We start from the raw sequence: 24,144 nt of genomic DNA on the forward strand, positions 1-24,144 counted from the left end.
CAGATTTTGTTTTGGGGCTATTTAAAGAACGATGCCAGTGACATCTATACTAAGAAAGAGACCGACCAAACACTTGCTAGTACCAAGCAACAGATAGAGCGTGACATTACCACTACTAAGCAACAGATAGAGCAAGAGCTTAATCAAAAGCTAAAGCAACAAGAACAGGATATGCAAAATCGGCTAGCCAATCAAAAAAAAGCCTTTGATGCGCAATTTGCTGATTTAAAAAAAAAATTTGGAATAACCCCCTAAATTGGCCAAAGACAGCTGATGCGTCGCTTTATTTGGAGACAAGCGGTTATATTAAGTTTCCAGAATGGGTAGATGATGACACGGCTATTGAAATCATAGCCTATGGTGCGGGTGGGAATGGTGGGGACGGTGATTATTATTATGAGCATAATTGGCTAAGTAGTAATGAGTATCGTGCTGGTGGTGGAGGCGGCGGCGGTGGGGGCGGTCGATCTGTTTGGTATGGATTTAAAGCCGATTTAAAAGATAACCACTATGTTCATATAGGCCTTAGTGTCACAATAGATACTATATTACACGCTGGGAGCGGTAATGATGGTACTGACGCGCGTTGTTCTTCTGGCACCACCTATATAGGCCTAGGCGGTAGCGGTGGTAGTGGGGATAATTATGGCCTCGCTAAGCAGGGTTCAAGCCCCGTTAGAGCAGTGGACGGGTCGCGCGGATCAAATGGTCAGACCTTATTTTATGACTGGTCAAATTATGCGTATGGCGGTAGCGGTGGCAGTGGCGGTAGCTGGGGTGGTGCTGGCGGGAAAGCCCGCTGTTATGAAAGCGGTGGTGGTCAAAGCTATCGGGGCGAGCATGGAGAATCTGCCAGTGTCTCTATACGCTTTTGGAATACAAAATAAGGGATACGTTGATGCCTGTGCCAAAGGACATAACAGCCTATTCACTAACACAAAAAAATTGAAGATGTTGAGCAAGCCTTAGCTGAGAGGATTGACGCTACCAAGAGTGAACTCACTCAAAAGATTGATGCTAAAGGCGGCGGGGATGGTGCGAGCAATCTAGAACTAAGACAACAATTAGCTATGCTAAAAATGCAGTTGAAAGGCCTATTGCCACCAGATGAAGAGATAGAAATTTTCGAAAGCAAAACTGTTTTATGGCCAGCTGAAGTCACTGATGATAGTTTCATAGAAGTATGGGCTTGGGGCGGAGGCGGTAGCGGCGGCAAAGACGGTAGTGGCGGCGGGGGTGGAGGGTGTGGCGTAGCTAAATATTTGAGAAAAGATTTGCCTACGCCATTGAACGTGATTGTTGGGAAGGGCAGTAACGGCAGTTTTAATGGTGGCAGTACATTCTTTGACAGACATCTATTCGCAAGCGGTGGTACTAGTGGCGATTGTCCAAGCGGAGGCGGTAGTGGCGGCCCTATTCTAAGTAGAATATCCACAGAGGCCATTTCAGTGGCGATGGGGGAGAAGCAGATCTCAATGGAGCGGGATATGGAAGGAATGGCCTTTCTTCTATTTATGGGGGCGGAGGTGGTGGAGGCTATGGTTATCAACAAGGCGGTGATGGGGGGAATAGTCTTTATGGGGGCGGAGGTGGTGGCGCTACACAAGGTGGTGGGGGTGGTGCATCTCAATTTGGCGGCCGCGGCGGAAAATATGGATCTGATGGCGAGATAAGAGGCGGCGGTGGAGGCGGCGGTGGAGGCCGCGGCGGTAATGGTATGGTTTTAATCAAAATTTGGTACTAAATTAACACAATCAAAGGAAACAGCATGTATTACGCAGTTGTAAAAGACGGCGTGGTGGTTAACACAATCGTTGCGCCCGAGAACTACACCTATCCATTTGATGACGGAGCGATTGCCATTCCCTCTAATGAAGCGGGTATTGGTTGGCGCTATGAGAATGGACAGTTCATCCCGCCAGAGGAAACAGAAAAAAGTGGTATTAGATGTTCCACCAGATATCCGATTATCTACGCCTATTAAAAAAGCTGAAACCTAAAAAGTAAGCCTTTTATTCATCACGATTTTGTAAGCGGTAATGCAGCATAATCGCTTCCTCTTTCAAGCTCTTTTCCAAATCAAGAAGACGGGCTGGTAAATCGCGTGCTGCATTCTGAATGGTTAAAACCGTAAGGCGCTTAGGGCTTAAATCACAAAAAATAAAATGTTGCTCAACGCGATAAAAGAACAGATTTTTTGATATTTGGCTATCGCTCCGTAAAAGCGCCCTTGGATTTTCCATAATCCTATCAATAGCTAGGTAGATAAGACTTAGGTATTTTTCGGCCTGCTTTTGCCCCCAATATTGGGTGGTGTAAAGCGCAATCTCATCAAGGTCAGCATAGGCGTTGAAAGTAATTTCAAGCTGCATTAAGCTTCACCAGTGCTTTTCATTTTTTTGTATAGATTGTGCCCCGCTTTAGCCGAACGAACCTGTATAGGGGATCGTACGCCCATTTGATGCATCTTGATAACCACGCATAAGGCCATCGCGGATTTTCGCAGCCTCTAACACCATCTTTTTTTCACGCAAAACAGCACGAACAAATTCGCTTGGCGTTGCATAAAGCGTGCCGTCACCTGCGTGGCTATCTACAAAGGCGCGTAACTCATCGGTTAAAGAAATATTCAAACTACTAGCCATGTGTATGCTCCTATTCATCCTGCTATGATAGGACTTTGGCGTTAAATGTCAATATATGCCAAATATTGTTATACAAACTCAGCTTATGGCTTCCATAAAAGAGCACTTCAAATACAGCTTTATCAAAGCTTACTAATTTCTTTTCGCAACGAAAGGTTACCCTATGACAGATTTTTTACATGGTGCTGAAGTCATTGAGATTGACGACGGCCCCCGCCCCATACGCACAGTCAATAGCGCAGTTATTGGCTTGATTGGCACAGCACCTGATGCTGATGAGAAGTGTTCCCGCTTAATGAACCCGTATTGATCGCGGGATCACGGCTTAAAGCGGCAAAATTAGGCGCAGTAGGTAAAGCCCGTGGCACACTCCCTGATGCTGTTGCACAAATCTTTAACCAAATTGGTGCGGTGATTGTGGTGGTGCGGGTTGAGGAAGATAGGGAAAGTTTTGCAAAAGTCCTTGGCGGTGTAAATGAGGCCGGCGCTTATGAAGGCCTTGACGCCTTCTTAGCCGCTAAGTCTAAACTGGGGTTGGAACCACGTATTCTATGTGCGGCAGGCTTTACCCATCAACGACCCCAAGAGGAAAAAAGCAAGAAGCCTATCATAAACCCCGTTGTTGCTAAGCTTAGCATCATTGCGCAAAAGCTTCGCGCCATTGCAGTAATTGATGGACCCAATACAACCGATGAAGACGCACAGCAATATGCTGCTGATTTATCTTCCAAGCGCCTTTATATGGTTGACCCCTTTGTTAAGGTTAGCGCAGGTGATCATATACTTACCCTGCCAGCAAGCGCCGCAGTTGCTGGGTTGATTGCCAAAATTGACTATGAGAAAGGTTTTTGGTGGTCACCGTCCAACCAAGTCTTGAATGGGGTATTGGGGCTTGCGCGCCCCGTTGACTTTGCGCTTGGCGACAAAGCAAGCAGAGCTAATCTGTTAAATGCAAGCAAGATCACCACCATTATTCGCGAAAATGGCTATCGGCTTTGGGGCAATCGTACCTTGGCAAGCGAAACCAAATGGGCCTTTTTGCCGGTGGTACGTACCGCTGATATGATTGAAGACAGCATCTTGCGTAGTCATCTCTGGGCGATTGACCGTACCATTACCAAAACCTATTTTGACGATGTTTGCGAAAGTGTGAACGCTTATTTGCGTGATCTCAAAGCCCAAGGTGCCATTCTTGGTGGCAAATGCATTGCCAATCCTGAACTTAATAGGCCCGCCTCTTTAGCCGATGGTGTTGTGTGGTTTGACATAGACTTCACCCCACCACCCAACACCCGCTGAGCATATCGTCTTTCGCTCAAGGCTAACCAATGATTATTTTGAGGGAGTTTTCTAATGGCGTTACCTCGTCTTCTCAAACATTTTAATCTTTATCTTGACGGTCGCTCTTACCTTGGGCGCGTTGATAGCGTCACTTTGCCTAATCTTACGGTACAAGTAGAAAGCCATCGCGCCGCTGGTATGAATGGACCTGTTGAGATTGAGTTAGGCCTTGATGTCATGACCATGCAAATGGTGATTTCTGATTATGATCCTAAATTATTAACGCTATTTAGCACACCTAACACGCCGTTAATTTTGCGCGGCTCTGTACAGGCGCAAGGTAGCAAAGAAGAGCCCGTGGTGATTTCTGTACGTGGCCTTCAAAAAGGCTTGAACTTTGGCCAATGGCAAGGAGGACAAAAGACCACGCAAACCATTGATTATACGCTTTCATATTTCCGCTATGAACAAGACAATGTGGAATATGCCGAGATTGACATTGTTAACATGATCCAACGCATTGGCGGCGTTGATCAACTTGCCGCACACCGCACGAATATTGGACTTTAGGAGAAAAAACATGAGCGTTAATGTTAAACGTCTAGCAGGGAAATTTGCATTAGAAGAAACATATGAGCTTGCCATGCCGCTTGAGTTTGAAGGCAAGGTTCACGAGGACATCACACTACGGCGTGTCGCAGTTGGAGACTTACGCCATGTAGACTTAGAGCGTATAAAGCAGGAACAAGTTGAGAAGCTTATTGTAAGGCTATCTGGTTGGCCCCCAGAAGCCGTAGCGGCACTAGACATGTATGACATGAACGCCCTTGCGGAGATGATTGGCCATTTTTTGCGGCCATCCCAATTAGAGATTGGGACACAGCCGCCACCTACATCACCGACCTAGCCCTTGTGTTTCATTGGCCGCTTTCTGAGCTTCTAGAACTCACCCCACAAGAGCTCGTCTCTTGGCACGAGTGGGCGCGCAAAAGATTAACACCACCTGAACCACCTGAACCACCTTCCCCACCTTCAAAGGATCATCATGGACAAATTAGCTAATGCCGTGATCAAGCTATCGCTTGAAGATAAAATATCCGGTCCCATTAAACGTATGCAAACTAAGCTCAATAAGATGGGGCGGGTTACAGGTCTTTCTACCTTGTCAAAATCGGTCAAAGGTTTAGGCAAGGCTTTTGACAATGTGGGGGCTGGTGCAAACAAAAGCTTAGGACGGATTGCGAAGTTGACAGCTCTTGTAGGGCTTGGCAGTGGTGGTTTGGTAGCCGGTGTTTATGGGCTTGAGAAGAAGCTAACAACCAATGCCCTTAGCCTTAATAATTGGGCACAAGCCATTGGCACCTCAGCGGAAAGCTTGCAAGAGCTCCAATATGCAGGCGATAGTTTTAACATAACGGCTGATAGTATGGGCGATGGTCTTGCACAGATGACGCGGCGCGCCAATGAATTTATCGCCACGGGCAAAGGGAAAGGTGCAGAAGCCTTTGCCGCCCTTGGCTATAGTGCACAAAGCCTTAAAGAAAAAATGAAAGACCCCGCCGCACTGTTTGGCGATCTCATTGAGCGCATGGGGCAGATGAAGAAAGAAGGCCAACAAGGCTTAAGCGAGCAAGTCTTTGGCCTTGATAAGGGGCCGCAGTTTTTGGCCTTTATGGGCAAAACACGTGAAGAGATCAAAGCCATGCGCCAAGAGGCGCGCGCTTCGGGAAGCATTATTGGTGATGATGCGGTGGCGGGGGCACTTGATTTAAATAATAGTATGAAAGGCCTTTCGGATCGCTTTAGCACCTTTACCAAGCGGATCTCTGTAGGGTTTATGCCCATTTTGAAAGAGACTCTTGATTGGCTTAATCAATTGATTGATGCCAATAAGAATTTAATCAATGACAAGATCAAAGAGGGTTTAGAGTGGTTTAAAGGAACCTTGAAGGACTTAAAAGACCCAACATCAGACTTACGCAAGAGCATAGATGACTGGGCAGAGAGTTTTAAATGGGTCTATAATTGCATAAAGCCTGTGGCAAGCTTTTTGAGCAATCACCTAAAGCTGGCGCTTGTGGGTGTTGGCCTCTATATAGCAGGACCGCTCATTGGGGCACTTGCGGCGCTTGTACCTGCTTTTATAAGTCTAGGCGCGGCGATGCTGGCAACACCTATTGGTTGGCTTATTGTGGGGATTAGCGCGCTGGTACTGGCTATTAAGAACTGGCGTAGCATTACAGACTTTCTAGCTAGCTCATGGGAGAAGGTTGTTGATGTCTTTAGCAATGTTGTCAATTATATATCTAGCATTGACTTCTTAGGGCTTGGTAAGAGGATCATCGGCTTTTTATGGGAGGGCATCAAAACCGGCTGGAATTGGATTACTGACTTTTTTGCAACCTGCTTTGACTTTATTACTGATGTTATCAGTAATATTGGTAGCCGCATGTTAAATTTTGGCAAAGGCATCTGTAGCTTTTTATGGAATGGCTTAAAATTGGGTTGGAATAACTTAACAAAATGGCTCCAAGATAAGATTATGGGTCTTATCAGCTGGATGCCTAACTGGGTAAAAAACAAATTAGGCCTTAATGTTGGCGCTACGGTAACGACTAAAAGCGTTGAAGAGGTACAACGAAACATTGTTAGCGATGGCAATAGCCAATTGGAAGCAGACGCGCAGGCACAAGCCAAGATAGCATCAAGCCAACCACAAACGCCCACTGCTACTATCCCGCGTCTTAGTGGCTATAGCGCTCCCAATACTGTTGCCTATAATCCAAGCATAACGATTAGCAATCTTACGGTGCAAAGCAATGGCGATGTTAAAGACGTTGCCGCGCAGATCAAGCGTACCTTGCAAGACATGGCCATGCAACAGCGCCGTGAGCTCATGGCACAATTGGGTGATTTAGCATGATGATGGCGTTAGGCGACTTTCGCTTTTCCCTGCGGCAATTGCCTTATCAAAGATGGGCACGAAGCGATAGTTATGGCTGGGTTTGAGCAAGCGCGCTTAGGCCGTAAGCCCGTTTTGCAAAACCCAACGCTTAATGCAACAAGCATCAGCCTTGAAGGGGTGATCTACCCGCAGTGGCGTGGTGGTTATGGCCAGTTGGACGCGATGCGCGCTATGGCGAGCGAGGGAAAACCGCTTTTGCTTATCTCTGGTGATGGTAAGGTGTTTGGCGAATTTATTATTGAAAGCGTAGAGGAAGAGAACACCATTTTTACCCGTGATGGCCAACCAAAGCGTCAAGAATTTACCATCAACCTTAAAGAATATAGCGGTCAATAGTATGGATGAGATTTATCTTACGCGTGAAGGCGATATGGTGGATGCCATTTGTTATAATTATTACCCAAAGGCTTACCAAGATTTGGCGCTACGCCTTGTTTATGAAGCTAATTACCGTTTGACCGATTATGGAGCGCATTTGCCTGCGGGTCTTAAGCTTGTTTTGCCTGATCTACCGACCCCCAACGCAGGCTCCTATGTGAACATTTGGGATTAAGCCCATGCAGCCTATTTGTCAGATCATCAGCCATGAGAGAGACATCACAAACAAAATAGCGCCCTATTTGTTAGAAGTTGAAGTAAAGGATGAAGCGGCCAATAAAAGCAATAGTTTAACCCTTACCCTTGATGATGCAAAGAGCGCGGGTCATGATGGTTTGACTATCCCGTTGATTGGTACGGTTATTGGCGTGCGCTTAGGCTATACAGAGGGAGAGGTGCGCGACCTTGGTAGCTTTACGATTGATACGATAGCACTAAAACCCAATCCGCGCAGTTTAACGATTACTGGCCATAGCGCTGATATGCATAAAACTTATCGTAGCGCCAAAAGCCAATCCTATCATCAAACTACCTTAGGCACGATTGCTCAAGAGATTGCAACACGCAATGGGTTTGAAGCGAAGTTGGACAGGGATTTAGCTAAAATTGTTATTCGGCATATAGATCAGCATAATGAAAGTGACATGGCCTTTGCGGCACGGTGGCTGGCTTCTATGTATGACGCAGTGGCTAAGCCCGTAGATGGCAAGTTGGTTTTGGCTAAGCGTGGTACGGCTAAAAGCCTAAGTGGCACTGATTTAGGCGTGTTTACGCTTAAAGAAAGCATGTGTTCTGACTGGAAGTTTAGCTATGAAGCGCGGGTTGAGGCGGGTCAAGCCAATGGTTTAGCCAGCACAGCTTGGGAATTGCCAGAGGAGAAGGACACAAAGCCAAGTGGCAAAGAGGATATCATCCATAGCGGGGATATGGATAAGAAAGACGACAGGCCTGCGGATAAGGGTGGTGTTACGGTACAATATAATGATATTCGCTCTGGTTCTGTAAAAAGCGTGCAAGTAGGCAACGCGCCTTATCAACAAGCGCGTCACAGAGCCCATAATGAGGCGGCGGCGGTAAGCCTTGCCAGCACACAAAAGAATGAGGCGACACGCGGCAAAGCCAAATTTAGCTTTGAGATGGGCGGAGCACCTTCTATCATGGCAGACCACCAAGATTGTCTTGTCGCCACCGTTTCGACCCTATATGCCCTCCACTTGGCGTGCGTTGAGCGTAAGTCACAAGCTTACCGCTGAAAGTGGCTATGTCACAAGCGTTGAATGTGAGATCTTTGATGAAAACCAAGAGCGCATTGTCGATCATATCCAAGCAACCACACCCTCAAAGGATGATCTCATTGATGACAATGCACCTCCACAAAATACCGCTAATGATGATGTGATCCATATAAGTTAGTTTACCACACCTATTCTATGAAACCACAATCCCCCGCTTAGGCGGGTTTTTTTTTTTTGGAGTAATCATGACCCGAAGGATTAGCAAAGAAGGGCTTGCACTGATCAAGCAATGGGAAGGTTTAAGGCGTGAAGCCTATTGCGATAGTGCGGGTGTGTGGACGATTGGCTATGGCCACACGGCCGCCGCAGGTGCTCCCTATCCCAAACAAGGCATGGTATTGCGTGAACAAGAGGCCGAAGCACTTTTGTTGCAAGATCTGCACCAATATGAGCAAGCCGTTGATGGCCTTGTTAGCGTTGAATTAAACGACAATCAATTTGGAGCACTTGTTTCCTTTTGCTTTAATGTGGGGGTAGATGCATTTGAACGCTCAACCCTTCTCAAGAAGCTTAATCAAGGTGATTACACTTGTGTACCAAGTGAACTTGCCAAATGGGTGCAGGCAGGGGGTAAGCGTATTGTTGGCTTGGTCAATCGCCGCGCCGCTGAGGCTGGCCTTTGGGCGCGCGGTGACTTTGTGGTATCACATTATCAAACACCACAAGTAAGCGAGAAGAGCGCCTTGTTAAAGGCTGGAACGATTGCGCCGCTTATTGGTTCTTTATCAGGGCTAAGTGGCTTTGTGAGTGGTTCTGGTCCTGTGCAATGGGCATTTGCTCTCATCATGATTTTAGCCGCAAGCGTGGGTGTTTTTGTCTTCCTACACCATGAAAAAGAGAGACGGTTGTAGCTGATTAACTGACGGGTTTATACGTATCAAGCGTTCTAGTTAAAATATTTTTACTATAGAAACAAATACAAAGATGTGATATAAGATGTGAATAATGTCCTATAAACGCTCTTTGAATGTTTAAAGTACTATATACTTATAGGGGATAAGATAGTGCAGGATAGAGCCATGCAACCCAATTATGTTAAAGCCAAGAATACGGCTCTTGGGCTATTAAAGACATACGGTATCAGTTCTCCCCCCGTTAACGTTATGGAGCTTGCACGAAATGAAAACATCAAACTCAAATTTGTAAGCTTTACATCAGAGGAAGCGATTAACAATGTTTCTGGGTTTTATGACGCCGAGGAACACGCGATTTATATCAATAAGGATGAATATCCCTTACGGCAAATGTTTACCATTGCCCATGAGCTTGGCCATGCCTTACTCCATAAGGAATGGGCGGCGTCAAACGCGTACAAAGTCCTTATGCGCCAAGACCTGAATAATGAAAACGCTGTGCAAGAAAAAGAAGCAATTGTTTTGCCGCTCATTTGCTTGTGCCGCGCTTTATGCTGGATGAATTTTATCAACAGCCACTGCCAACGCTTTCAAAGATATTCTTAACCTCCATTCCTATGCTTAAGAACCGACTAGAGTTTGAATATGGCATTGGATAAGGGGGGCTTAAAAAAAAAGAGGTATCTATACTAGATACGGATAATTCATCAGTACTAGAAGAGGATTTGAAGAGTTCTATAGAGCATAAGATGCGACTGTCAAAACTTGATCACCAGCAATGCATAGAAAAAGAAAAAATAAAAATCGGAAAGCTTGGTGAATTCTTTGGCTCTTGGGACAATATGCCCCTTTTTATCGCATTGATAGCAGTTGTTGGCGGTATTTTTATATTTGCACTTCTTTGTTTTGCATCTTTTTTTGTATCTGAAAATGTCAAGTTATTAAGTGATCTAAGCAAGACATCCGTCACAATTTCACTAACTGCGCTTGGTTATATCTTTGGGCGAGGCATATCCAAATGACAATAGGATACGTAGTAATCCACTTGGCAGACTGATTCGAACCTTATTAAGGAGCGCATATGCCGTTTCCCTACCGCCTTGGGGTTTATGGTGCCCTAGTCCTTGCCGCTTTTATGAGCGGCTTTTTTTATGGCAAAAGCATAGCACGGGTAGATAGCTTAAAGAGTGCTGTTTCGGCCTTTCGTGAGAGGAGCAAAATCACCGATGAAGTTATTAACCTTTCTGATTTTGACCTCTGCCGTGCTCTTGGCGGGCTGTCAGATGAATGCACCGCCCTTGTGCATGGGCTGGACGAGACCACCCCGAGTCAATAAGCCCGCACGCCTTGTTGCCGATGAACCAAAGCTTGCGCGTTGGGTACTTACCACTGATCTATTCGGCAAAAAACAACATTGTTGGAAATAGGTTACTCTTCACTAGCTTTTGTAAGGACTTCACTCATTTTTGCGCGCCAATCAGCCCCACATGTCTTAAAGTGAGCGATGACGTCAGGGGCGAGCGAGTCGCAAGGTTACAGCCTCCTTTGGTACACTTACCCGCGGCCGCCCACGCTTGCGTCTTTCCTCTTCCACACGTTGAAAAAAAGAAGCAGGCAAAACCTCTTGGGCTGGTTTTAAATGCGCTAACTCCTCATCAGTTAAAGGTGGAGAAGTAACATCTTCCCAATCTTCCTTTGTATAGCCTCGACCCTCCTTAAAGCTTTTTATAGTGGTCATTGAAAACCTTCCTTTCTTTTTCGTTAGCGGGGCGAAAGCTGATCACAGATATAGCTTCTGTTCCAAGCAGTGCAAATACAACAACCATTGTACCATTAGCAAAACGGCCAATCGCTTTTAAACGGTTTGAATAGGTGTCACTGATAAAAGCGTTTTTCCAATCAAAATAAATGACATCGCTAAAGTCTAAGCCATGCTTATCAAGGTTTGAAAGGCGCTTTGGTTCATCCCAAATTATTTTCATAATTTTTTGTACACGAAAAATAAAAACTTGTGTCAACATTTATGTGTACGAAAATTACAGTGGCAAGGCGTAAAATATCTACACAGTAAGAAGGATCCCCTATGCCCGAAAAACAGATACCCCCCGATTGGCTTTCATGGTTTGGCATGATGCTATCAACAGCGCTTGCTGGTATATTTGGTGCTTTTGTACGTCAATTGGCCAATCATGATAAATCGTGTTGGCAACGGGTTTGTGAATGGGTGGGCGGCGGTGTATTGGCGATTTATGCTTCACCCACCGTTTCTTATATGCTTTATCATCTCTTGCTAAGATTTGATATGGTGGGCGTTGATGATGGCCTCAGCCCTAATAATATTATGGGTTTAGCGGGGTTTATTTGTGGTGCTGTTGGTGTTTCCAGCATAGAGCTGTTGCTTAGCGTCTTGCGCTATTATTTTCACGTGGACAAAACTAGATAAGTCTATATTTTAGCTAGTTAAATTTTCTTGACATGAAAATATATCTACGCTACTATTGATCCAATTCATGAATGATGACTTTTCTGAGTTATTGAGTTTAATAAAGTCCTAGTTTCCGCTAGGGCTTTATTTTTTATAGGTCATGCCAAGAGCAAAGCTGTAAGTCATGGCTTTTATTTTTCCTGTACTGTGGCTCCATTTCTTTAAAAACTCACTCATAATCTCTGTATGGACGCGTCTACAAAACAAATGGTACTGCATGCGAAATATCGGTGCGAACCTTCTCTTATAAAAACAGTGCAAACGCCGTGATGATCTGCACCAACTTCTTATCGCTATCGTTTGACAGGCAAGAGAAAATTAGTAACATGAAGCACTAGAAGACTCATTTCGATAGGTGTCGTGTCTCTCCTAAAAAAAAACTAATCACCCGCAATATTAGAGCTGAATTTTTGATTTTTATCCAATAAGCAGGCGAAGAAAGCATTCAAACTGGTTGTGAGAACTATTTAATTAGGCTTAGTCACAAGCTTATGGCAGAGTTATTCAAGTGCTCCATTGATAATATTAGTCTTTATCTTAAAAAAAACATATATGCTGAAGGGGGATTGATTGAGGAGACAACTACCGAAGGTTTTTGGATATTTTATAATTGAGGTTAAGCGGTGTATCGGGTAATGTGCTGGAGCAGATATGAGCAATGTTAACATTAAACGGCTAATTGAAAACATCCGATCTGGCACTAATATTTATACGCCATTGCTAGAGCTAGTTGTAAACGCCATTCACGCCACCGAACAAAAAGGTGATGGGAAAGGCTCTATTAACATTCAAGTCATACGTAGCCAAGGCGATTTTATTGATAGATTGGGTGTTATTGATGGCTTTATCGTGAGAGATAACGGGATTGGCTTTACGGAAGATAATCGTAAATCATTTGATACAGTCTATAGTGACCAGAAGGCTCATTTAGGCGGCAAGGGTTTCGGGCGATTTTCTTGTCTCAAATATTATGATCATTTAGAGGTAGAAAGCACCTTTGTTACCAATAGTATACTCTACGATCGCTTGTTTAAGAGATGGGGAAAGAACAAGATATTATAATCAATGAGAAGACATCTGTTTCCAAGAATAAGCATACTGGCACAGTCGTTAAAATATATGGGTTAAAATCAGATAGTTTTCCGCATAAAAATATTGATAATATTGCTCATGTTATCGTAGCTCGGTTGTTATTATATTTTCTAGATAAAGATATAATTTGCCCAGATATCACACTATGTGAGGAGAACGACCCTAACAATAGTATTTGCCTCAACGATTATGTAATAAGCGATGATAGTAAAATTGTTGAACTACCTATTGAACGAAATATATTCACGCTCCAAGCGCACCAAGAAGCAGAAAAATTTCAGGTGCGGATTTTTAAATTTTATGGGCAAAGAAAAGATTTAGGAGCGCCTAAGAATGAAATTTGCCTTATAGCACATCGCCGAAATGTAGTATCCACTTCACTTTCTAAATATGCACCAGAATTTGAAGAACTGTTCTGCGATAATGATATAGATGGTATATCCTCAAAGGAACAAAAGTTTTGCCTCAAGGTCTACGTTTTTGGTGAGTATCTAAACCAACATGTGTCGCTTGAACGCAGTGAATTCAATTTTCCGCCAGATACAGATCTTTTTAGCAGTATTTCTCAAAGTCAAATTGAAGAAACAGCCGCTGAAATTGCTCAATCTGTTTTAGAAAATGCTCTTGCAAAGAGGAGGGCGGATAAACAGGAGCTAATTAATAATTATATTAGTAATGGGGCGCCATGGCATAAAACCCTCGCGAAGGAGGTTGATTTTAGTGATCTAGGTATGAAGCCATCAAATACAGATATTGAGCTTTATCTTCAACGGAAAAAGCACGAAAAAGAAACGGAAACACTTCAGCAGGTGACTGCCTTATTAAAAACGCAAAATTCCGATAAATTAGCTAAAAACGTCAGTCAAGTAGTGAAAAGGATTTCTGCAACAAGTAAAAATGATCTTGCGCACTACGTCTGTATGAGGAAATTGATTTGATATTTTTGAAAAATCACTGGAAATAGACGCCAATTGTAAATATAAATCTGAAGGCGAACTACATGATATCATCATGCCACGTAAAAAAGATACAGAAAGTCTCAATTATGATGACCACAATCTTTGGATACTAGATGAAAGGTTAAACTTTACTTCTTATATTTCATCTGACAAATCCCTAGACGGTTCTAAGAATAGTGGTCGGCCTGATATTATAGCTTATGATCAACGTGTAGCATTTCGGGGTGAGAATGAAACTAGCAATCCTATAACGATATTTGAATTTAAAAGACCACAGCGAGACGATTTCGCTAATGAATCCTCGAGCGAAGACCCCATTACACAAATTATTCAATATGTAAACCATATTAGAGATGGCGAGTTCCGTACACCCACTGGATTAAATATTCGCGTTAATGAAACAACACCTTTTTACGGATACGTGATTTGCGACTTAACACCTAAAGTAAATAGGTGGCTTCTCAAAATAAAAGACTTTAAGCCGATGCCTGATGGATTAGGTTGGTTTCAATGGCACGATAGTGGCAATCTCTATATAGAGGTCTTGAGCTGGACAAAGCTTCTTAAAGACGCAAAAATGCGAAACAAAGCGTTCTTTAAAAAGCTTGGGATAGGCTGAACTGATACAAGTCATCAAAATCCCCCGCCTAAAGACGGGGGAAGTTGTTTACGCTTAAGCGACCAGTAAGCGCTCGTTAGGTGCTGAAAGGTGTAGCTCTTCCAGCTTCTTAACGTCTCTTGTGATCATGTCTCTTAGCGCTCTGAAAAGAAGATAATGGGCAGAGCGCATTTCGGCTAACTCTTTATCGACCACATCTAGCCATAGGACTTTCTTTAGACGTTCTTCGACCTTTGAGAAGGATATCTCACGCCATATGCCTACGGCACCCATGTAAACATGATTAAGCAAATAGGCCTCTGCTTCTAGCCGATATAGCGCGGCTAGTTGTTGGGCGTGTTTATCGATGCAGTCTCTGATGCGTAGTGGTATTTTTGTGCGGTCTTCTGGAAGGCGATAGACGGTATCATCTTCTTGCGTCAATTGTAGCTGTGGTTGATGTGCTTGCTCCAGCTCTAACCAGCGGTCGACAATCTTTGCCCGCAACACTGTGCTGTAACCTGAAACAAGGATCAAGCATTCGCGCTTGGGAAGGTAGTAGCAGTTTTGTTTCTTTCCTTGCTTATCCAAATAGGTGCCCCCAAATTTGGGGAGACCCCCTGCGCATGCTTCTTTTGAGGCTTCTAAAGAGGTATCTTCAGATTTGATGATACCTTCTTCGGCGTACAACTCCGTTAACATTTGCCGAATATCCCGCATGACATGATCATGCCGTTTACCACACAGCTTTGCGATTTCGCGGCTAGACATAGTGAGTACTGATGCGTCTAAGCCTTTCGAAAGCTCTTGTTTTATTTGGGAAGTTTTTTTTGCCTTTTTGGCATTGTTCACTGAACCAGTCATGGTTTTGCTCCTAACGAAATTAACGTTTTTGATAAGACACCCGTAAGGGTGTCGGGTGCTCAAAAACACGGTCGTTAGTCCGTCGTTACACTTTCCCCTTGCGGGTATTGTATGGCGTAACCACACCCGACATAAAGCACATGCATAGAAGCATGACAATAAGTCGAATTGTTCGGAACGGTAAATAATTTCGGTTATTTGACCGCTAACGATTGAAGTGTTTTTGAAGCACTTGCTCTCAACATAGCGGTTTTAGGATTTTTGTCAAGCGAGGCGATTTGCCCCATGCCCTACCTTTTGATTTTAGGCTTATTGTTATCTTAACAACAATAACTGCTAACATTCCCCCCTTAAACGGTTTAATGTGCTTGTTGGTATTCTTTCGCTAGTGCACCCTCTAAATAACCTCTAGTAAGAAATTCCTCCTTTGATAAAATCATGTCTTTGACAGCGCGACGCAACACGCGCTCAATATCAGCATAGGATAGTCCCTCAAACAGAGAGATTATTTTGGGATCACCTGTATCAAACTTGCGGCGAACACCAGCCAACTTTAAAGCAAGTAACTGTTTGATCTGCTTAAGATCTGGTGGCTCAAACCGAATAACTTCATCAAAACGACGCCATACCGCTTTATCTAACAGAGTCTCATAGTTAGTCGTAGCTATGAGAATACTTTGCCCCCTATAACTATCCATCATTTGTAGCACAGCATTAACAGAGCGCTTCAGCTCACCGTGGTCATCGCCTGCGCCGCGATCTTTACTGAGGGCATCAAACTCATCAAATAACGCAACGACGGGTCGAGATGACACATAATCAAAGACCTTGCGCAGGTTGGCCGATGTTTCACCTAATAGGGAAGTGATAACGCAATCCAAGCGCACAACCAAGAGCGGCATTTGAAGTGCACTTGCAATCACTTCAGCCGCAAGCGTCTTTCCACAACCTGAAGGGCCACAAAACAATAGGCGCTGAGCGGGTTGTAAACCATGAGCAAGTAAGATATCGGCGCGCTCATACTCTATTAGTATTTCTTCTAGCGCTAAACGCGCCGCATCTCCCAACACAATATCGTTTTCGTCACGTGTAGCAGCTCTCTCTTCCAACAGCAATAAACCGCTGTCTTTATTAATAGGCAAATCTTTTACTGGAAACAGGCGCAAGAAACTACCACTAGACGGCGACCGCCCACCATAAAGCAGGCGCTCAAGATCATTAGCGACCAAGTGATGCTTCTTCTCACGCTCTTCACGAATAATCGCCTCTGATGCAGCTTTAAAGCCGTCCACATCCCCTTCAATGCCGGTTTTTATCAACTGTCGAAGTAGCTTTGCATTAGACATAGGTCACCTGTCTTTATTTATTGGGGTACGAGTTCTACCGCTACAATCATGCCATTTATCTTTGCGCTTGCTTAGCGCGTGCTCACCGCGTCATATATGCTTGATCCCATAGACCCAGTCAGGACGATCTGTCAGCACTTTTGCAATACGACTACGATGACAAAAAGAGGCGTCACATTCAAAACAAGTAAGTGCTATTCGTTGATCTCGTTGCAACCTATCCCATAAGACATCAATAGTTGCTGTATGATTCGCTAATAAATCGCGTTCGTATGCCTCTAAAAGGTTCACGTAGTCTTCTGGTGTTTTAAGGGCTTGCCGCTTTTGCGATGCAATGCCTAATTCAGGAAGATGTACATACGCAATTCTCACATCTTCAACTGCCGCAGATAAAGCTTTTTTGGAAAAGCCTTTTTTACGGCTAATAGGATTGCGCCGTACATCAACCAAAGTTCTTACGTTGTTTTCTATGAGATGGTTTAGATAAGTCGCTAGCGAAATACCTTCATACCCAATCGTAAAAAGGCATGTATCTGCTACGGTGTGATCAGCGGCGGTAATTTTCATTGTATTTTGTATCTTCTCAAAGGCAAAAATGGACAGAGGCAAGGTTTGACAAAATCCTGCTAAGTTATTGATATTTTAACCAAGGTTTGACACTTTTTAAAAGCTAAGTTTTTGATTTTTTTACAATAACATGTGATTTAATTTCAATAACTCATGATATGCCAAGCTGGGGCCAAGGCGGTGAAATTATTACAATTGATGGCAATATTTTGACTCTATCGGAGCCATTGACTTGGGATCACGCACTTGGCGATCATTTTATCAGCCTGCGCAAATATGACGGCAGCGTTTCAGGGCCGTGGCCGGTGAAGCCTGGCAACGCCCCCAATCAAGTTGTTTTACAAGAAAAGCTCGATTTTGAACCCTATACGGGTGAGAGCCAAGAGCGCACCCATATTGCTTTTGGCGTGGGCGAAAAATGGAGCACGCTTGCACGCGTAACGAGCGTGCGTCCGCGTGGCGACCTTGTTGAAATCAATGCTGTCGTTGAAAACCAACGCGTCCATAGTGCTGACCAATAATCATTAAAACATGGAGAATATTTATGACCGCTGATAATGATCAGGGGCAGCACGATATGGTGTGTCTGCCGCGTGGTGAATTTGAATCTTTGCTCGAGAATGCTGCTTGTCGTGGCGCACGAAAAGCCCTGAAAGAAGTGGGCTTGGCCGACATTGAGGCCGCGAATGATATTCGCACTTTGCGCGATTTGGCAGGGTCAATCAAAACGATGCAACGCACTTTTCTGCAAACAGTAGTGCGCTGGCTAACGATTAGCGTGCTGGCGCTATTGGTTGCAGGAGTTGCCGCCAAACTTGGTCTTTTTACCCCGAAATAAAGGAGAACACTATGCTGACTTTACTTGGCAGCCTTCTAGGCTTTTTATCGTCCGCTTTTCCTGATCTACTTAAAATATGGCGTGATAAGGAAGATCGCAAACATGAATTGGCGATTTTACAATTACAAATGGAGCAGCAGCGGCAAGGCCATAACCAACGCCTTCAAGAGATAGAGGTGCAAGCGGATATGGGAGAGACCAGGGCGCTTTATGCCTATGCCAATAGGCCTAGCGGTGTGCGATGGGTCGAGGCCTTGGGTGCGTCGGTGCGGCCGATTATCACCTATGCATTTTTTATCCTTTTTGCCACGGTCAAAACCGTGATTTTATTGCGGCTCTTGAATAATGGCCATGATTTTACAACGGGGCTGATTACGGTGTGGGATGGTGAAACACAAGCCTTATTTGCGGCGGTGATGTCGTTTTGGTTTGGGCAGCGAGCCTTGGCAAAAATGCAATTAAAATATTGAAAAACATAAGCTTATTGACTTGATAAGCGTTGGAAAGGAAGCATTACTGTAATCGTAAAAACCATTAAAAAACAAGGAGTTAGGCGATGGCTAAACGATTTAAAAAAAGCAAACAATTTGCAATTGCAGAAATTATCGATGTTCAAAATGAAAACTGCACCGCGCTTGAAAAAGAGAATTTACTCGATATTTTTGAATATACAATGAAATCTATGGCTTGCACGCTAGCAAGCAAATCTTGGTACGCCCTTGAAGATTACGGCACTGCTAAGCAAAGAGGCATTGACCAGTTTACGCTGATGATGGAACGCAAAGATAGTCTAGATGGAGACGATTATTTCTGGGTCGGCGTTTTTGAAAACGGCGATAAGCGTTTGGAAGTAATGGGCATATTGGTTGACGAATAAAGCGATCACTTAGGCGAGCATAACGCTCGCCTGGGCAACTCTGGGCCTAAAAAAGCCCACTGATTACTGTAACGCAAGGGAAGCATATTATGCGCCATATCACACAGTTTGAGCGCTCGAACGGAGCGGCTAAACATCGCACCGTTAGCGATAAGGGACTAAATTTGATTAAGCGGTTTGAGGGTTTCTCTCCAACCGTTTATTTTTGTCCAGCGGGCTATCCGACGATTGGCTATGGCCATGTCGTCAAAGACAATGAGGAGTTTTCAGCGGGCATTGATGAGGCGCACGCTATTGCGCTTTTACGCCAAGACACTGTGGTTGCAGAGCGAGCTGTGTTGCGGCTGATTAACGTGCCTTTGACGTCTAATCAGTTTGATGCGCTGGTGTCTTTTACTTATAATTTGGGCGGGGGCGCACTACAAAGCTCAACGCTACGGCGTAAAATCAATCGCGGCGAACATAATGAGGCGCCTGAACAATTTCTGCGTTGGGTCTTTGCCGGTGGGCGTAAACTCAAAGGCCTCATCCTCCGCCGCCAAGCAGAGGCTGATTTATATCAACAAGTGGGACTATCAATTTTATAGCTATTGACCAAGCCCATAAAGCTTTTATTTGCAGTGATCATATCATGTGGAATAAGAATATAGTACCATGGTTTACCATTATTGTCTTTGGCATGCTGTGTGGCGCGTTCACACCAAAGTATGGCTGCTTTTTGTTTTGCCAAAACGGTGTCATCTTGCATTTGCGAGGCCATTTTTATTTCACATAGATATTTCGTATCAATAGTTTCAACAACAAAATCTGGTTCATATTTAAGGCCATTTTTATATTCAATGAGGGGAACGCCGAGCGGTGGTTTCACCCAGAGTAAAACTTGCTCATCATTTTCCAGTATTTGAGCAAATCTGAGCTCGCCATCAACGGAATCAAATTTTTGCAACGGGTAACAACATTTTTTAAAGCCGCCAAAAACAATCTTTTTTACATCGCTTTTCTTTTCTGGAATATATCGGAAATCTCGCGGCGTTGAACCTTCTACAATAGTATAATTGAGTGGCTTAAGTATTGTAAATCCTCGGGTGACATTAACCTGATAATCCGTCGAGGTTTCCCAATAATGAGCCTTGAGTTGTGTGATAATAAATTCGGTTATGCTTTTTTGGTTATGGATAAGGACATTTTCGACATCTTTTTCGTTCGACAAATAGGATTTGAATCGCTCGATAATCTGTCCTGCTAGTTTGTTGAGTAATACACAATGCTCGTCATAATCAACAAGATCATGGTCTACCATGCCTCGAGTAATATAGTTTTCAAGCTGTTCTTCTCTATCATAGCCGCCATCAAAAGAGAGCAAGCTACTATTGTTTGTGCGAAGCTGGCGGATCAATATTTCATCGCTGACCGGCTGGTAGTTAAGCCTTTCTAATCCTGTTAGATCAAAATCGCGGAAGCTGTAGGTCGTATCGCGCGAGGGAATCACGACAACATTGGGAATGTCGATAGTGAATTCGACAATATTTTTCGTAACCGTTTCGACGACATCTTTAACCACAGCGCTCGTTTCATCAGGCTCTAAATTTAGTGATTCTTGCGCTGGTTTGATCTGTTCTGAAATTTCTTTGATAATTTGCGATTGAATTTCAGGGGCTGATAATTCGCGGGACGTATTTAAATGCTCATAGCGATTGACAACTTTTATTGCTATTTCTGCAATTTGTCGCTGTTGCGGGGTATTAAAAATGCTTTGCGGCACCGTACTTGGCTGACTAGGATAATCATTTTCACTCGCAGCAGAACCAACCAAAGGGCCTGAAGCGAATGATGGAACAGTGATGATTTGAGATTTCTCACGAGGCACATCACCGCCATCACCGATTTCAATATGTTTCTTGATGATTGAATTCGGGTCGTTAGCCTTATCAACAATTTCTTGGAATCTGTCATGGGCAATGATCGTCAGGCGATCAATTGCTTCAACACCGGTCCTGCGCCCATAGGGCAAGCGCAAACCACGCCCAATCGTTTGCTCGGTTAAAATCTCAGAAGCTGAAGCACGAAGAGGCACAATCGTATAAAGATTGGTGACGTCCCACCCTTCTTTCAGCTTGTTTACGTGAATAACGATTTCTGTTGGCTCATCGGGGTCTTCTACAGACATAAGGCGTTGAATATTCTCATCTTCTTCAGCGCCAGATTGCTTTGAGTGCACCTCAGCGACTTTACCTTTATAGCGTCCTTCAAAGAAGCTATCAGATTCCAATAACTCACGCAATTGGCGAGCATGCTTGGTATCTTGCGCTACAACCAATATAAAAGGCTTCACAAGTTTTTGATCATATTGGCGAGCATAAACGTCTAATTCGACCTTTACATGCTCATGATGATGGATACCGTCTTCTAGTTTTATGCGCTCTAATTCATCTTCTGTGTAATTTTTAGAGTCAAAATCTTTTCGGGTCGCAACGGCGGGCTCTTTAACAAAACCATCATTCATGGCCTGTGCGAGGGAATAGCCATAAATAATATTTTTAAAATCAACTGATTTGGCGCCTGTTGTTTTCGGCGTGGCCGTTAATTCAATACCAAGAATGGGCTTAAGCTCATTAATGGCCGCTGCACCCGCACTTGCGCGATAGCGGTGCGCCTCATCCATAAGCATCACGAGATCAGGTAAATTGGCAAGGTAGTTAAAATAACTTTCCCCAATTGTTTCTTGTAGGCGCTTAATGCGCGGCGTATTTGTTTTTACAGCGCCTTTTTTATTTTCAGTTGCATTGATCTTTGAGATGTTGAAGATATTAATAAAAGGCGTATCGCCGCTTTCCAAAAGCCTGCCTTGGCCGCGGAAATGAGGCGCATCAACGCGCACGCCTTTACCATCTGCATAATCTTCACCTGTAATAATGACAGGTGGGTTTGTTATAAATTCCTGTATGCCTTTAAAGACATATTTAGGACTTCTGGGCCCAAAATCTTGTATGAGTTTTTCATAAATCGTAAGGTTAGGCGCAAGCACAAAAAAATGGCGGCTGCGGCCTGTTAAGTAAAGATAGCTAATGAAAGCACCCATAAGCCGCGTTTTACCAACGCCTGTGGCCAGGGCAAAACAAAGGGACGGGAAATCACGTTCAAAATCCTGCACAGAAGGATAAAGAGCTTGAATAGCCTTGAGACTATGCGCAAGGTCGCATTCTTTTGATAGCTCGATTTGCTCCACAACATTCGCTAAAATCTCAAGGGATTGCGTTTGCGGTTGGCGCAAAGATAGACGTGATGTTATAGTCCTTACAGTACGATTCACGATTATTTTTCCCCCTCTTGATATGAGAATAAATCAGGTGCTGCTTGCTCCGATGCGGTGGTTGCTTTGGCTCTATATTCTAAATTCTCGACATTGAGGCTATAATCATCCTTGCCCCATTCGCATTGCTTGAGCACGGCGTTGGGTATCTTGTTGACCGTTAAATTATCGAAGGCATCTGCTTTAGCGTTAAAAGCCTTGCAGCAAATAAGGAGCGTGCGGTTGGGGCCAACCTCTTCACTGATGGCACGCAATTGTTCATGCGTAAGGGCGCGCGTGGTCACATAGATAAAATCTGTTTCCGTGGAATAACCATGTATCCAATAGTGATTTTCATCTGGCGCATAGGTAAAGCCCATATGTTTGCACATAGCTTCAGAAAGCATAGCCGCATTATATTCCTTGCTGATGACCCACTGACCCCATTGATCTTTTTCCAGCATAGAGGGCGCGAGGCGATAATAGCGAAATCCGCCGCCGCCTTGCCAATCGACAGCTTTAGATATGCCGCCTTGATCTGTGCCATCAATGACTTTTTGCAAACGCGGTATACAGTGCGTTTCACAATGCTCGCCAAGTTCAATACCAATCCAACGTCGCTTCATTTTATGAGCAACGGCTGCCGTTGTGCCGGAGCCAAGGAAGGAGTCAAGAACGAGATCGCCAGGATTGGTGGCCATTTTAATAATTCTAGCTACCAATTGCTCTGGCTTTTTACCATTTTTAAATTCAACGCCACCTTCTGCTTCCAAGCCTGTGGTTTTAATGTCAGTCCATAAGTCACCTGGATGAATCGTTAAATTATCTTCTGCAAATATCAACTGGACTCTTGGTTTTTTAGATTCTTCTGAATAATTTGCACGCACCATATACAGGATATCGTTCTTACTATTAGCAACAAAAAATATCTCTTGTTTGCAGTGTTCTTTTTTCAAATTAGCAAGTTTTAATACGGATTCTGATGTGGCGCATTGGCATATTCTGAAAGCATTTTCAAACAGCCACTCTTCTTTTTCTTTTCCTTTTAAACCTAGTTCTTTGATTTTTTGTGCTACTGATAAAAGGGTTATTCTCTGTGCAATTGCGTCTACTTTGTTTAAATCATTATCTCTAATAGATCCAGAAAGAGCTATCTCAGATATTGTTTGTTTGTCCTTGCGTGAAAAATTTTCCAAATATATATTATATTCTGTATCCCATTTGTATTTAGGTACGGGATCAAGCCTTATATTTTTAACACTGTCCTTTTTAGCAAGGATTATATATTCTTTCAGCTTAGGAATGACACCATATTTATTAACCGAGCCCATTTTTAGACCACTTGCTTCACTCATTTTAACGCATATTGTTTTCAGTTTAGATTCGCCAAATAATTCACACATTAAGACGTAGAGCCGCGCATATTCGTTATCATCGATTTGAACTGCTAAATAACCATCCTCTTTGAGTAAGAGCCATAAAAGCTCTAGGCGATCGCGCATAAGCGAAAGCCACGTCGAGTGCTCCAAACCATCATCATAATGCTCAAAAGCATTGCCTGTATTGTAAGGCGGGTCGATATAAATGCATTTCACCTTGCCAGCATAGTCCGCTTCCAGCGCTTTTAACGCCAGCAGATTATCACCGAATATGAGCTTATTATCAAAGATATCGTTCTCACTCACGCGCGCTTCGGCGTGGTAGGATTTTTCAGGTTCTTCCAGCAAGATACGTGGCTCAAGACGCGGGCGCTGATCTTTCCCAATCCATGTCAGTTCTAATCGTTGTTTCTTCTGGCTCATTGGGCGTCC

General features: G+C 43.9%; 33 protein-coding genes and 2 pseudogenes. 26 read left to right on the forward strand and 9 right to left on the reverse strand.

The genetic code is table 11. The features are described 5' to 3' along the window. Window positions 1–6 precede the first annotated feature (6 nt). The 4 genes from ACK28X_RS05215 (at window position 7) to ACK28X_RS05230 (ending at window position 1,984) form a co-directional block, all read left to right on the forward strand. The gene (locus ACK28X_RS05215) at window positions 7–255 is read left to right on the forward strand and encodes a hypothetical protein (protein ID WP_412057370.1); all 249 of its coding nucleotides are present in this window, start codon (window positions 7–9) and stop codon (window positions 253–255) included. Window positions 256–287: 32 nt separating this feature from the next. After that, complete coding sequence (locus tag ACK28X_RS05220; RefSeq protein WP_412057371.1) at window positions 288–887, forward strand: hypothetical protein; 600 nt, start codon at window positions 288–290, stop codon at window positions 885–887. 183 nt (window positions 888–1,070) lie between these two features. Then, on the forward strand, window positions 1,071–1,673 hold the full coding sequence (locus ACK28X_RS05225) for a hypothetical protein (RefSeq protein ID WP_412057372.1): 603 nt from the start codon (window positions 1,071–1,073) through the stop codon (window positions 1,671–1,673). 95 nt (window positions 1,674–1,768) lie between these two features. Continuing rightward, a complete protein-coding gene (locus tag ACK28X_RS05230; protein ID WP_412057373.1) occupies window positions 1,769–1,984 on the forward strand; it encodes a hypothetical protein in 216 nt (71 codons plus the stop codon). A gap of 28 nt (window positions 1,985–2,012) precedes the next feature. Here ACK28X_RS05230 and ACK28X_RS05235 read toward each other — a convergent pair whose 3' ends face one another. Together ACK28X_RS05235 and ACK28X_RS05240 are read right to left on the reverse strand one after the other, a co-directional pair. Further along, a complete protein-coding gene (locus ACK28X_RS05235) occupies window positions 2,013–2,372 on the reverse strand; it encodes a type II toxin-antitoxin system RelE/ParE family toxin (RefSeq protein WP_412057374.1) in 360 nt (119 codons plus the stop codon). A gap of 48 nt (window positions 2,373–2,420) precedes the next feature. Continuing rightward, complete coding sequence (locus tag ACK28X_RS05240) at window positions 2,421–2,645, reverse strand: type II toxin-antitoxin system ParD family antitoxin (protein ID WP_412057375.1); 225 nt, start codon at window positions 2,643–2,645, stop codon at window positions 2,421–2,423. A gap of 163 nt (window positions 2,646–2,808) precedes the next feature. On the opposite strand from ACK28X_RS05240, the pseudogene ACK28X_RS05245 reads away from it, so the two are divergent. The 13 genes and pseudogenes from ACK28X_RS05245 (at window position 2,809) to ACK28X_RS05305 (ending at window position 10,754) form a co-directional block, all read left to right on the forward strand. After that, window positions 2,809–3,999, forward strand: a pseudogene (locus tag ACK28X_RS05245) (phage tail sheath subtilisin-like domain-containing protein). After that, entirely contained in the window at window positions 3,999–4,496 is a 498-nt protein-coding gene (locus ACK28X_RS05250; protein WP_412057376.1) for a phage major tail tube protein, read from the forward strand. Before ACK28X_RS05245 ends, ACK28X_RS05250 begins: the two are co-directional and overlap by 1 nt. 10 nt (window positions 4,497–4,506) lie before the next feature. After that, the gene (locus ACK28X_RS05255; RefSeq protein ID WP_412057197.1) at window positions 4,507–4,833 is read left to right on the forward strand and encodes a phage tail assembly protein; all 327 of its coding nucleotides are present in this window, start codon (window positions 4,507–4,509) and stop codon (window positions 4,831–4,833) included. A 5-nt stretch (window positions 4,834–4,838) separates the two neighbouring features. After that, the gene (locus ACK28X_RS05260) at window positions 4,839–4,988 is read left to right on the forward strand and encodes a GpE family phage tail protein (protein ID WP_412057198.1); all 150 of its coding nucleotides are present in this window, start codon (window positions 4,839–4,841) and stop codon (window positions 4,986–4,988) included. Further along, on the forward strand, window positions 4,972–6,849 hold the full coding sequence (locus ACK28X_RS05265; RefSeq protein ID WP_412057377.1) for a hypothetical protein: 1,878 nt from the start codon (window positions 4,972–4,974) through the stop codon (window positions 6,847–6,849). The genes ACK28X_RS05260 and ACK28X_RS05265 overlap by 17 nt, the downstream gene beginning before the upstream one ends. Before the next feature lie 72 nt (window positions 6,850–6,921). Beyond that, entirely contained in the window at window positions 6,922–7,227 is a 306-nt protein-coding gene (locus ACK28X_RS05270; RefSeq protein WP_412057378.1) for a phage tail protein, read from the forward strand. A 1-nt stretch (window position 7,228) separates the two neighbouring features. Next, on the forward strand, window positions 7,229–7,444 hold the full coding sequence (locus ACK28X_RS05275) for a tail protein X (protein ID WP_412057129.1): 216 nt from the start codon (window positions 7,229–7,231) through the stop codon (window positions 7,442–7,444). Between the two features lie 4 nt (window positions 7,445–7,448). Continuing rightward, entirely contained in the window at window positions 7,449–8,522 is a 1,074-nt protein-coding gene (locus ACK28X_RS05280) for a late control protein (protein WP_412057379.1), read from the forward strand. Continuing rightward, window positions 8,494–8,682 carry a hypothetical protein gene (locus ACK28X_RS05285; protein ID WP_412057380.1) on the forward strand — a complete coding sequence of 63 codons (189 nt, stop codon included), beginning with the start codon at window positions 8,494–8,496 and terminating at the stop codon, window positions 8,680–8,682. The genes ACK28X_RS05280 and ACK28X_RS05285 overlap by 29 nt, the downstream gene beginning before the upstream one ends. A gap of 67 nt (window positions 8,683–8,749) precedes the next feature. Further along, window positions 8,750–9,415, forward strand: a complete 666-nt coding sequence (locus ACK28X_RS05290) for a lysozyme (protein WP_412057131.1) — start codon at window positions 8,750–8,752, stop codon at window positions 9,413–9,415. A 168-nt stretch (window positions 9,416–9,583) separates the two neighbouring features. Beyond that, window positions 9,584–10,024 (forward strand): ImmA/IrrE family metallo-endopeptidase, encoded by a 441-nt coding sequence (locus ACK28X_RS05295; RefSeq protein WP_412057381.1) that lies wholly within the window; start codon window positions 9,584–9,586, stop codon window positions 10,022–10,024. A 143-nt stretch (window positions 10,025–10,167) separates the two neighbouring features. Further along, window positions 10,168–10,440: a hypothetical protein gene (locus ACK28X_RS05300; protein ID WP_412057382.1), complete on the forward strand. Its 273-nt coding sequence runs from the start codon at window positions 10,168–10,170 to the stop codon at window positions 10,438–10,440. Window positions 10,441–10,499: 59 nt separating this feature from the next. Beyond that, entirely contained in the window at window positions 10,500–10,754 is a 255-nt protein-coding gene (locus ACK28X_RS05305; RefSeq protein WP_412057135.1) for a hypothetical protein, read from the forward strand. A 92-nt stretch (window positions 10,755–10,846) separates the two neighbouring features. Here ACK28X_RS05305 and ACK28X_RS05310 read toward each other — a convergent pair. Then, window positions 10,847–11,156 (reverse strand): annotated as a pseudogene (locus tag ACK28X_RS05310) (BrnA antitoxin family protein). Next, window positions 11,134–11,400, reverse strand: coding sequence for a BrnT family toxin (locus ACK28X_RS05315; protein ID WP_412057383.1), 267 nt, complete (start codon window positions 11,398–11,400; stop codon window positions 11,134–11,136). The pseudogene ACK28X_RS05310 and the gene ACK28X_RS05315 overlap by 23 nt, the downstream one beginning before the upstream one ends. Before the next feature lie 101 nt (window positions 11,401–11,501). Between ACK28X_RS05315 and ACK28X_RS05320 the strand changes: the two genes are divergently transcribed. The 4 genes from ACK28X_RS05320 to ACK28X_RS05335 all read left to right on the forward strand — a co-directional run bounded on the left by ACK28X_RS05320 (window position 11,502) and on the right by ACK28X_RS05335 (window position 14,573). After that, window positions 11,502–11,861 carry a hypothetical protein gene (locus ACK28X_RS05320; RefSeq protein ID WP_412057384.1) on the forward strand — a complete coding sequence of 120 codons (360 nt, stop codon included), beginning with the start codon at window positions 11,502–11,504 and terminating at the stop codon, window positions 11,859–11,861. A gap of 693 nt (window positions 11,862–12,554) precedes the next feature. Continuing rightward, window positions 12,555–12,965, forward strand: a complete 411-nt coding sequence (locus tag ACK28X_RS05325; RefSeq protein ID WP_412057385.1) for an ATP-binding protein — start codon at window positions 12,555–12,557, stop codon at window positions 12,963–12,965. Next, window positions 12,941–13,933, forward strand: coding sequence for a hypothetical protein (locus ACK28X_RS05330; protein ID WP_412057386.1), 993 nt, complete (start codon window positions 12,941–12,943; stop codon window positions 13,931–13,933). The genes ACK28X_RS05325 and ACK28X_RS05330 overlap by 25 nt, the downstream gene beginning before the upstream one ends. A 73-nt stretch (window positions 13,934–14,006) precedes the next feature. Further along, a complete protein-coding gene (locus ACK28X_RS05335; protein WP_412057387.1) occupies window positions 14,007–14,573 on the forward strand; it encodes a hypothetical protein in 567 nt (188 codons plus the stop codon). Between the two features lie 54 nt (window positions 14,574–14,627). Here the strand turns inward: ACK28X_RS05335 and ACK28X_RS05340 are convergent, their stop codons facing one another. From ACK28X_RS05340 to ACK28X_RS05350, 3 genes are all read right to left on the reverse strand, one after another. Continuing rightward, on the reverse strand, window positions 14,628–15,323 hold the full coding sequence (locus ACK28X_RS05340) for a Rha family transcriptional regulator (protein WP_412058290.1): 696 nt from the start codon (window positions 15,321–15,323) through the stop codon (window positions 14,628–14,630). A 452-nt stretch (window positions 15,324–15,775) separates the two neighbouring features. Then, window positions 15,776–16,762: an AAA family ATPase gene (locus ACK28X_RS05345; RefSeq protein ID WP_412057388.1), complete on the reverse strand. Its 987-nt coding sequence runs from the start codon at window positions 16,760–16,762 to the stop codon at window positions 15,776–15,778. 90 nt (window positions 16,763–16,852) lie between these two features. Next, the gene (locus ACK28X_RS05350) at window positions 16,853–17,329 is read right to left on the reverse strand and encodes a DUF488 family protein (protein WP_412057389.1); all 477 of its coding nucleotides are present in this window, start codon (window positions 17,327–17,329) and stop codon (window positions 16,853–16,855) included. A gap of 158 nt (window positions 17,330–17,487) precedes the next feature. Here ACK28X_RS05350 and ACK28X_RS05355 point away from each other — a divergent pair, with 158 nt between their 5' ends. The 5 genes from ACK28X_RS05355 (at window position 17,488) to ACK28X_RS05375 (ending at window position 19,631) form a co-directional block, all read left to right on the forward strand. After that, window positions 17,488–17,850 carry a hypothetical protein gene (locus tag ACK28X_RS05355; RefSeq protein WP_412057390.1) on the forward strand — a complete coding sequence of 121 codons (363 nt, stop codon included), beginning with the start codon at window positions 17,488–17,490 and terminating at the stop codon, window positions 17,848–17,850. Window positions 17,851–17,873: 23 nt separating this feature from the next. Beyond that, window positions 17,874–18,167 carry a DUF6127 family protein gene (locus tag ACK28X_RS05360; RefSeq protein ID WP_412057391.1) on the forward strand — a complete coding sequence of 98 codons (294 nt, stop codon included), beginning with the start codon at window positions 17,874–17,876 and terminating at the stop codon, window positions 18,165–18,167. Between the two features lie 11 nt (window positions 18,168–18,178). Then, window positions 18,179–18,637, forward strand: a complete 459-nt coding sequence (locus ACK28X_RS05365) for a hypothetical protein (protein ID WP_412057392.1) — start codon at window positions 18,179–18,181, stop codon at window positions 18,635–18,637. A gap of 86 nt (window positions 18,638–18,723) precedes the next feature. Continuing rightward, window positions 18,724–19,044 carry a hypothetical protein gene (locus ACK28X_RS05370; protein ID WP_412057393.1) on the forward strand — a complete coding sequence of 107 codons (321 nt, stop codon included), beginning with the start codon at window positions 18,724–18,726 and terminating at the stop codon, window positions 19,042–19,044. An 89-nt stretch (window positions 19,045–19,133) separates the two neighbouring features. Further along, a complete protein-coding gene (locus ACK28X_RS05375; RefSeq protein ID WP_412057394.1) occupies window positions 19,134–19,631 on the forward strand; it encodes a lysozyme in 498 nt (165 codons plus the stop codon). On the opposite strand, the gene ACK28X_RS05380 is transcribed toward ACK28X_RS05375, so the two are convergent. Both ACK28X_RS05380 and ACK28X_RS05385 read right to left on the reverse strand, forming a co-directional pair. Next, window positions 19,604–22,354 (reverse strand): DEAD/DEAH box helicase, encoded by a 2,751-nt coding sequence (locus tag ACK28X_RS05380; RefSeq protein WP_412057395.1) that lies wholly within the window; start codon window positions 22,352–22,354, stop codon window positions 19,604–19,606. The two genes, ACK28X_RS05375 and ACK28X_RS05380, sit on opposite strands and share 28 nt — an antisense overlap. 2 nt (window positions 22,355–22,356) lie before the next feature. After that, the gene (locus ACK28X_RS05385; RefSeq protein ID WP_412057396.1) at window positions 22,357–24,135 is read right to left on the reverse strand and encodes a site-specific DNA-methyltransferase; all 1,779 of its coding nucleotides are present in this window, start codon (window positions 24,133–24,135) and stop codon (window positions 22,357–22,359) included. Window positions 24,136–24,144: the final 9 nt, after the last annotated feature.

The organism is Bartonella sp. DGB2 (assembly GCF_046843095.1).
GTDB lineage: Bacteria > Pseudomonadota > Alphaproteobacteria > Rhizobiales > Rhizobiaceae > Bartonella.

Bases quoted from the DNA above. Each gene is read 5' to 3' on its own strand.
- ACK28X_RS05295 (WP_412057381.1), top strand. From the start codon at position 9,584: ATGCAACCCAATTATGTTAAAGCCAAGAATACGGCTCTTGGGCTATTA.
- ACK28X_RS05275 (WP_412057129.1), top strand. From the start codon at position 7,229: ATGGATGAGATTTATCTTACGCGTGAAGGCGATATGGTGGATGCCATT.
- ACK28X_RS05325 (WP_412057385.1), top strand. From the start codon at position 12,555: ATGAGCAATGTTAACATTAAACGGCTAATTGAAAACATCCGATCTGGC.
- ACK28X_RS05235 (WP_412057374.1), bottom strand. From the start codon at position 2,372: ATGCAGCTTGAAATTACTTTCAACGCCTATGCTGACCTTGATGAGATT.
- ACK28X_RS05270 (WP_412057378.1), top strand. From the start codon at position 6,922: ATGGCTGGGTTTGAGCAAGCGCGCTTAGGCCGTAAGCCCGTTTTGCAA.
- ACK28X_RS05360 (WP_412057391.1), top strand. From the start codon at position 17,874: ATGACCGCTGATAATGATCAGGGGCAGCACGATATGGTGTGTCTGCCG.
- ACK28X_RS05240 (WP_412057375.1), bottom strand. From the start codon at position 2,645: ATGGCTAGTAGTTTGAATATTTCTTTAACCGATGAGTTACGCGCCTTT.
- ACK28X_RS05375 (WP_412057394.1), top strand. From the start codon at position 19,134: ATGCGCCATATCACACAGTTTGAGCGCTCGAACGGAGCGGCTAAACAT.
- ACK28X_RS05305 (WP_412057135.1), top strand. From the start codon at position 10,500: ATGCCGTTTCCCTACCGCCTTGGGGTTTATGGTGCCCTAGTCCTTGCC.
- ACK28X_RS05385 (WP_412057396.1), bottom strand. From the start codon at position 24,135: ATGAGCCAGAAGAAACAACGATTAGAACTGACATGGATTGGGAAAGAT.
- ACK28X_RS05370 (WP_412057393.1), top strand. From the start codon at position 18,724: ATGGCTAAACGATTTAAAAAAAGCAAACAATTTGCAATTGCAGAAATT.
- ACK28X_RS05265 (WP_412057377.1), top strand. From the start codon at position 4,972: ATGGACAAATTAGCTAATGCCGTGATCAAGCTATCGCTTGAAGATAAA.
- ACK28X_RS05365 (WP_412057392.1), top strand. From the start codon at position 18,179: ATGCTGACTTTACTTGGCAGCCTTCTAGGCTTTTTATCGTCCGCTTTT.
- ACK28X_RS05280 (WP_412057379.1), top strand. From the start codon at position 7,449: ATGCAGCCTATTTGTCAGATCATCAGCCATGAGAGAGACATCACAAAC.
- ACK28X_RS05315 (WP_412057383.1), bottom strand. From the start codon at position 11,400: ATGAAAATAATTTGGGATGAACCAAAGCGCCTTTCAAACCTTGATAAG.
- ACK28X_RS05225 (WP_412057372.1), top strand. From the start codon at position 1,071: ATGCTAAAAATGCAGTTGAAAGGCCTATTGCCACCAGATGAAGAGATA.
- ACK28X_RS05250 (WP_412057376.1), top strand. From the start codon at position 3,999: ATGGCGTTACCTCGTCTTCTCAAACATTTTAATCTTTATCTTGACGGT.
- ACK28X_RS05340 (WP_412058290.1), bottom strand. From the start codon at position 15,323: ATGTCTAGCCGCGAAATCGCAAAGCTGTGTGGTAAACGGCATGATCAT.
- ACK28X_RS05355 (WP_412057390.1), top strand. From the start codon at position 17,488: ATGCCAAGCTGGGGCCAAGGCGGTGAAATTATTACAATTGATGGCAAT.
- ACK28X_RS05230 (WP_412057373.1), top strand. From the start codon at position 1,769: ATGTATTACGCAGTTGTAAAAGACGGCGTGGTGGTTAACACAATCGTT.
- ACK28X_RS05345 (WP_412057388.1), bottom strand. From the start codon at position 16,762: ATGTCTAATGCAAAGCTACTTCGACAGTTGATAAAAACCGGCATTGAA.
- ACK28X_RS05350 (WP_412057389.1), bottom strand. From the start codon at position 17,329: ATGAAAATTACCGCCGCTGATCACACCGTAGCAGATACATGCCTTTTT.
- ACK28X_RS05300 (WP_412057382.1), top strand. From the start codon at position 10,168: ATGCGACTGTCAAAACTTGATCACCAGCAATGCATAGAAAAAGAAAAA.
- ACK28X_RS05255 (WP_412057197.1), top strand. From the start codon at position 4,507: ATGAGCGTTAATGTTAAACGTCTAGCAGGGAAATTTGCATTAGAAGAA.
- ACK28X_RS05290 (WP_412057131.1), top strand. From the start codon at position 8,750: ATGACCCGAAGGATTAGCAAAGAAGGGCTTGCACTGATCAAGCAATGG.
- ACK28X_RS05320 (WP_412057384.1), top strand. From the start codon at position 11,502: ATGCCCGAAAAACAGATACCCCCCGATTGGCTTTCATGGTTTGGCATG.
- ACK28X_RS05335 (WP_412057387.1), top strand. From the start codon at position 14,007: ATGCCACGTAAAAAAGATACAGAAAGTCTCAATTATGATGACCACAAT.
- ACK28X_RS05330 (WP_412057386.1), top strand. From the start codon at position 12,941: ATGGGGAAAGAACAAGATATTATAATCAATGAGAAGACATCTGTTTCC.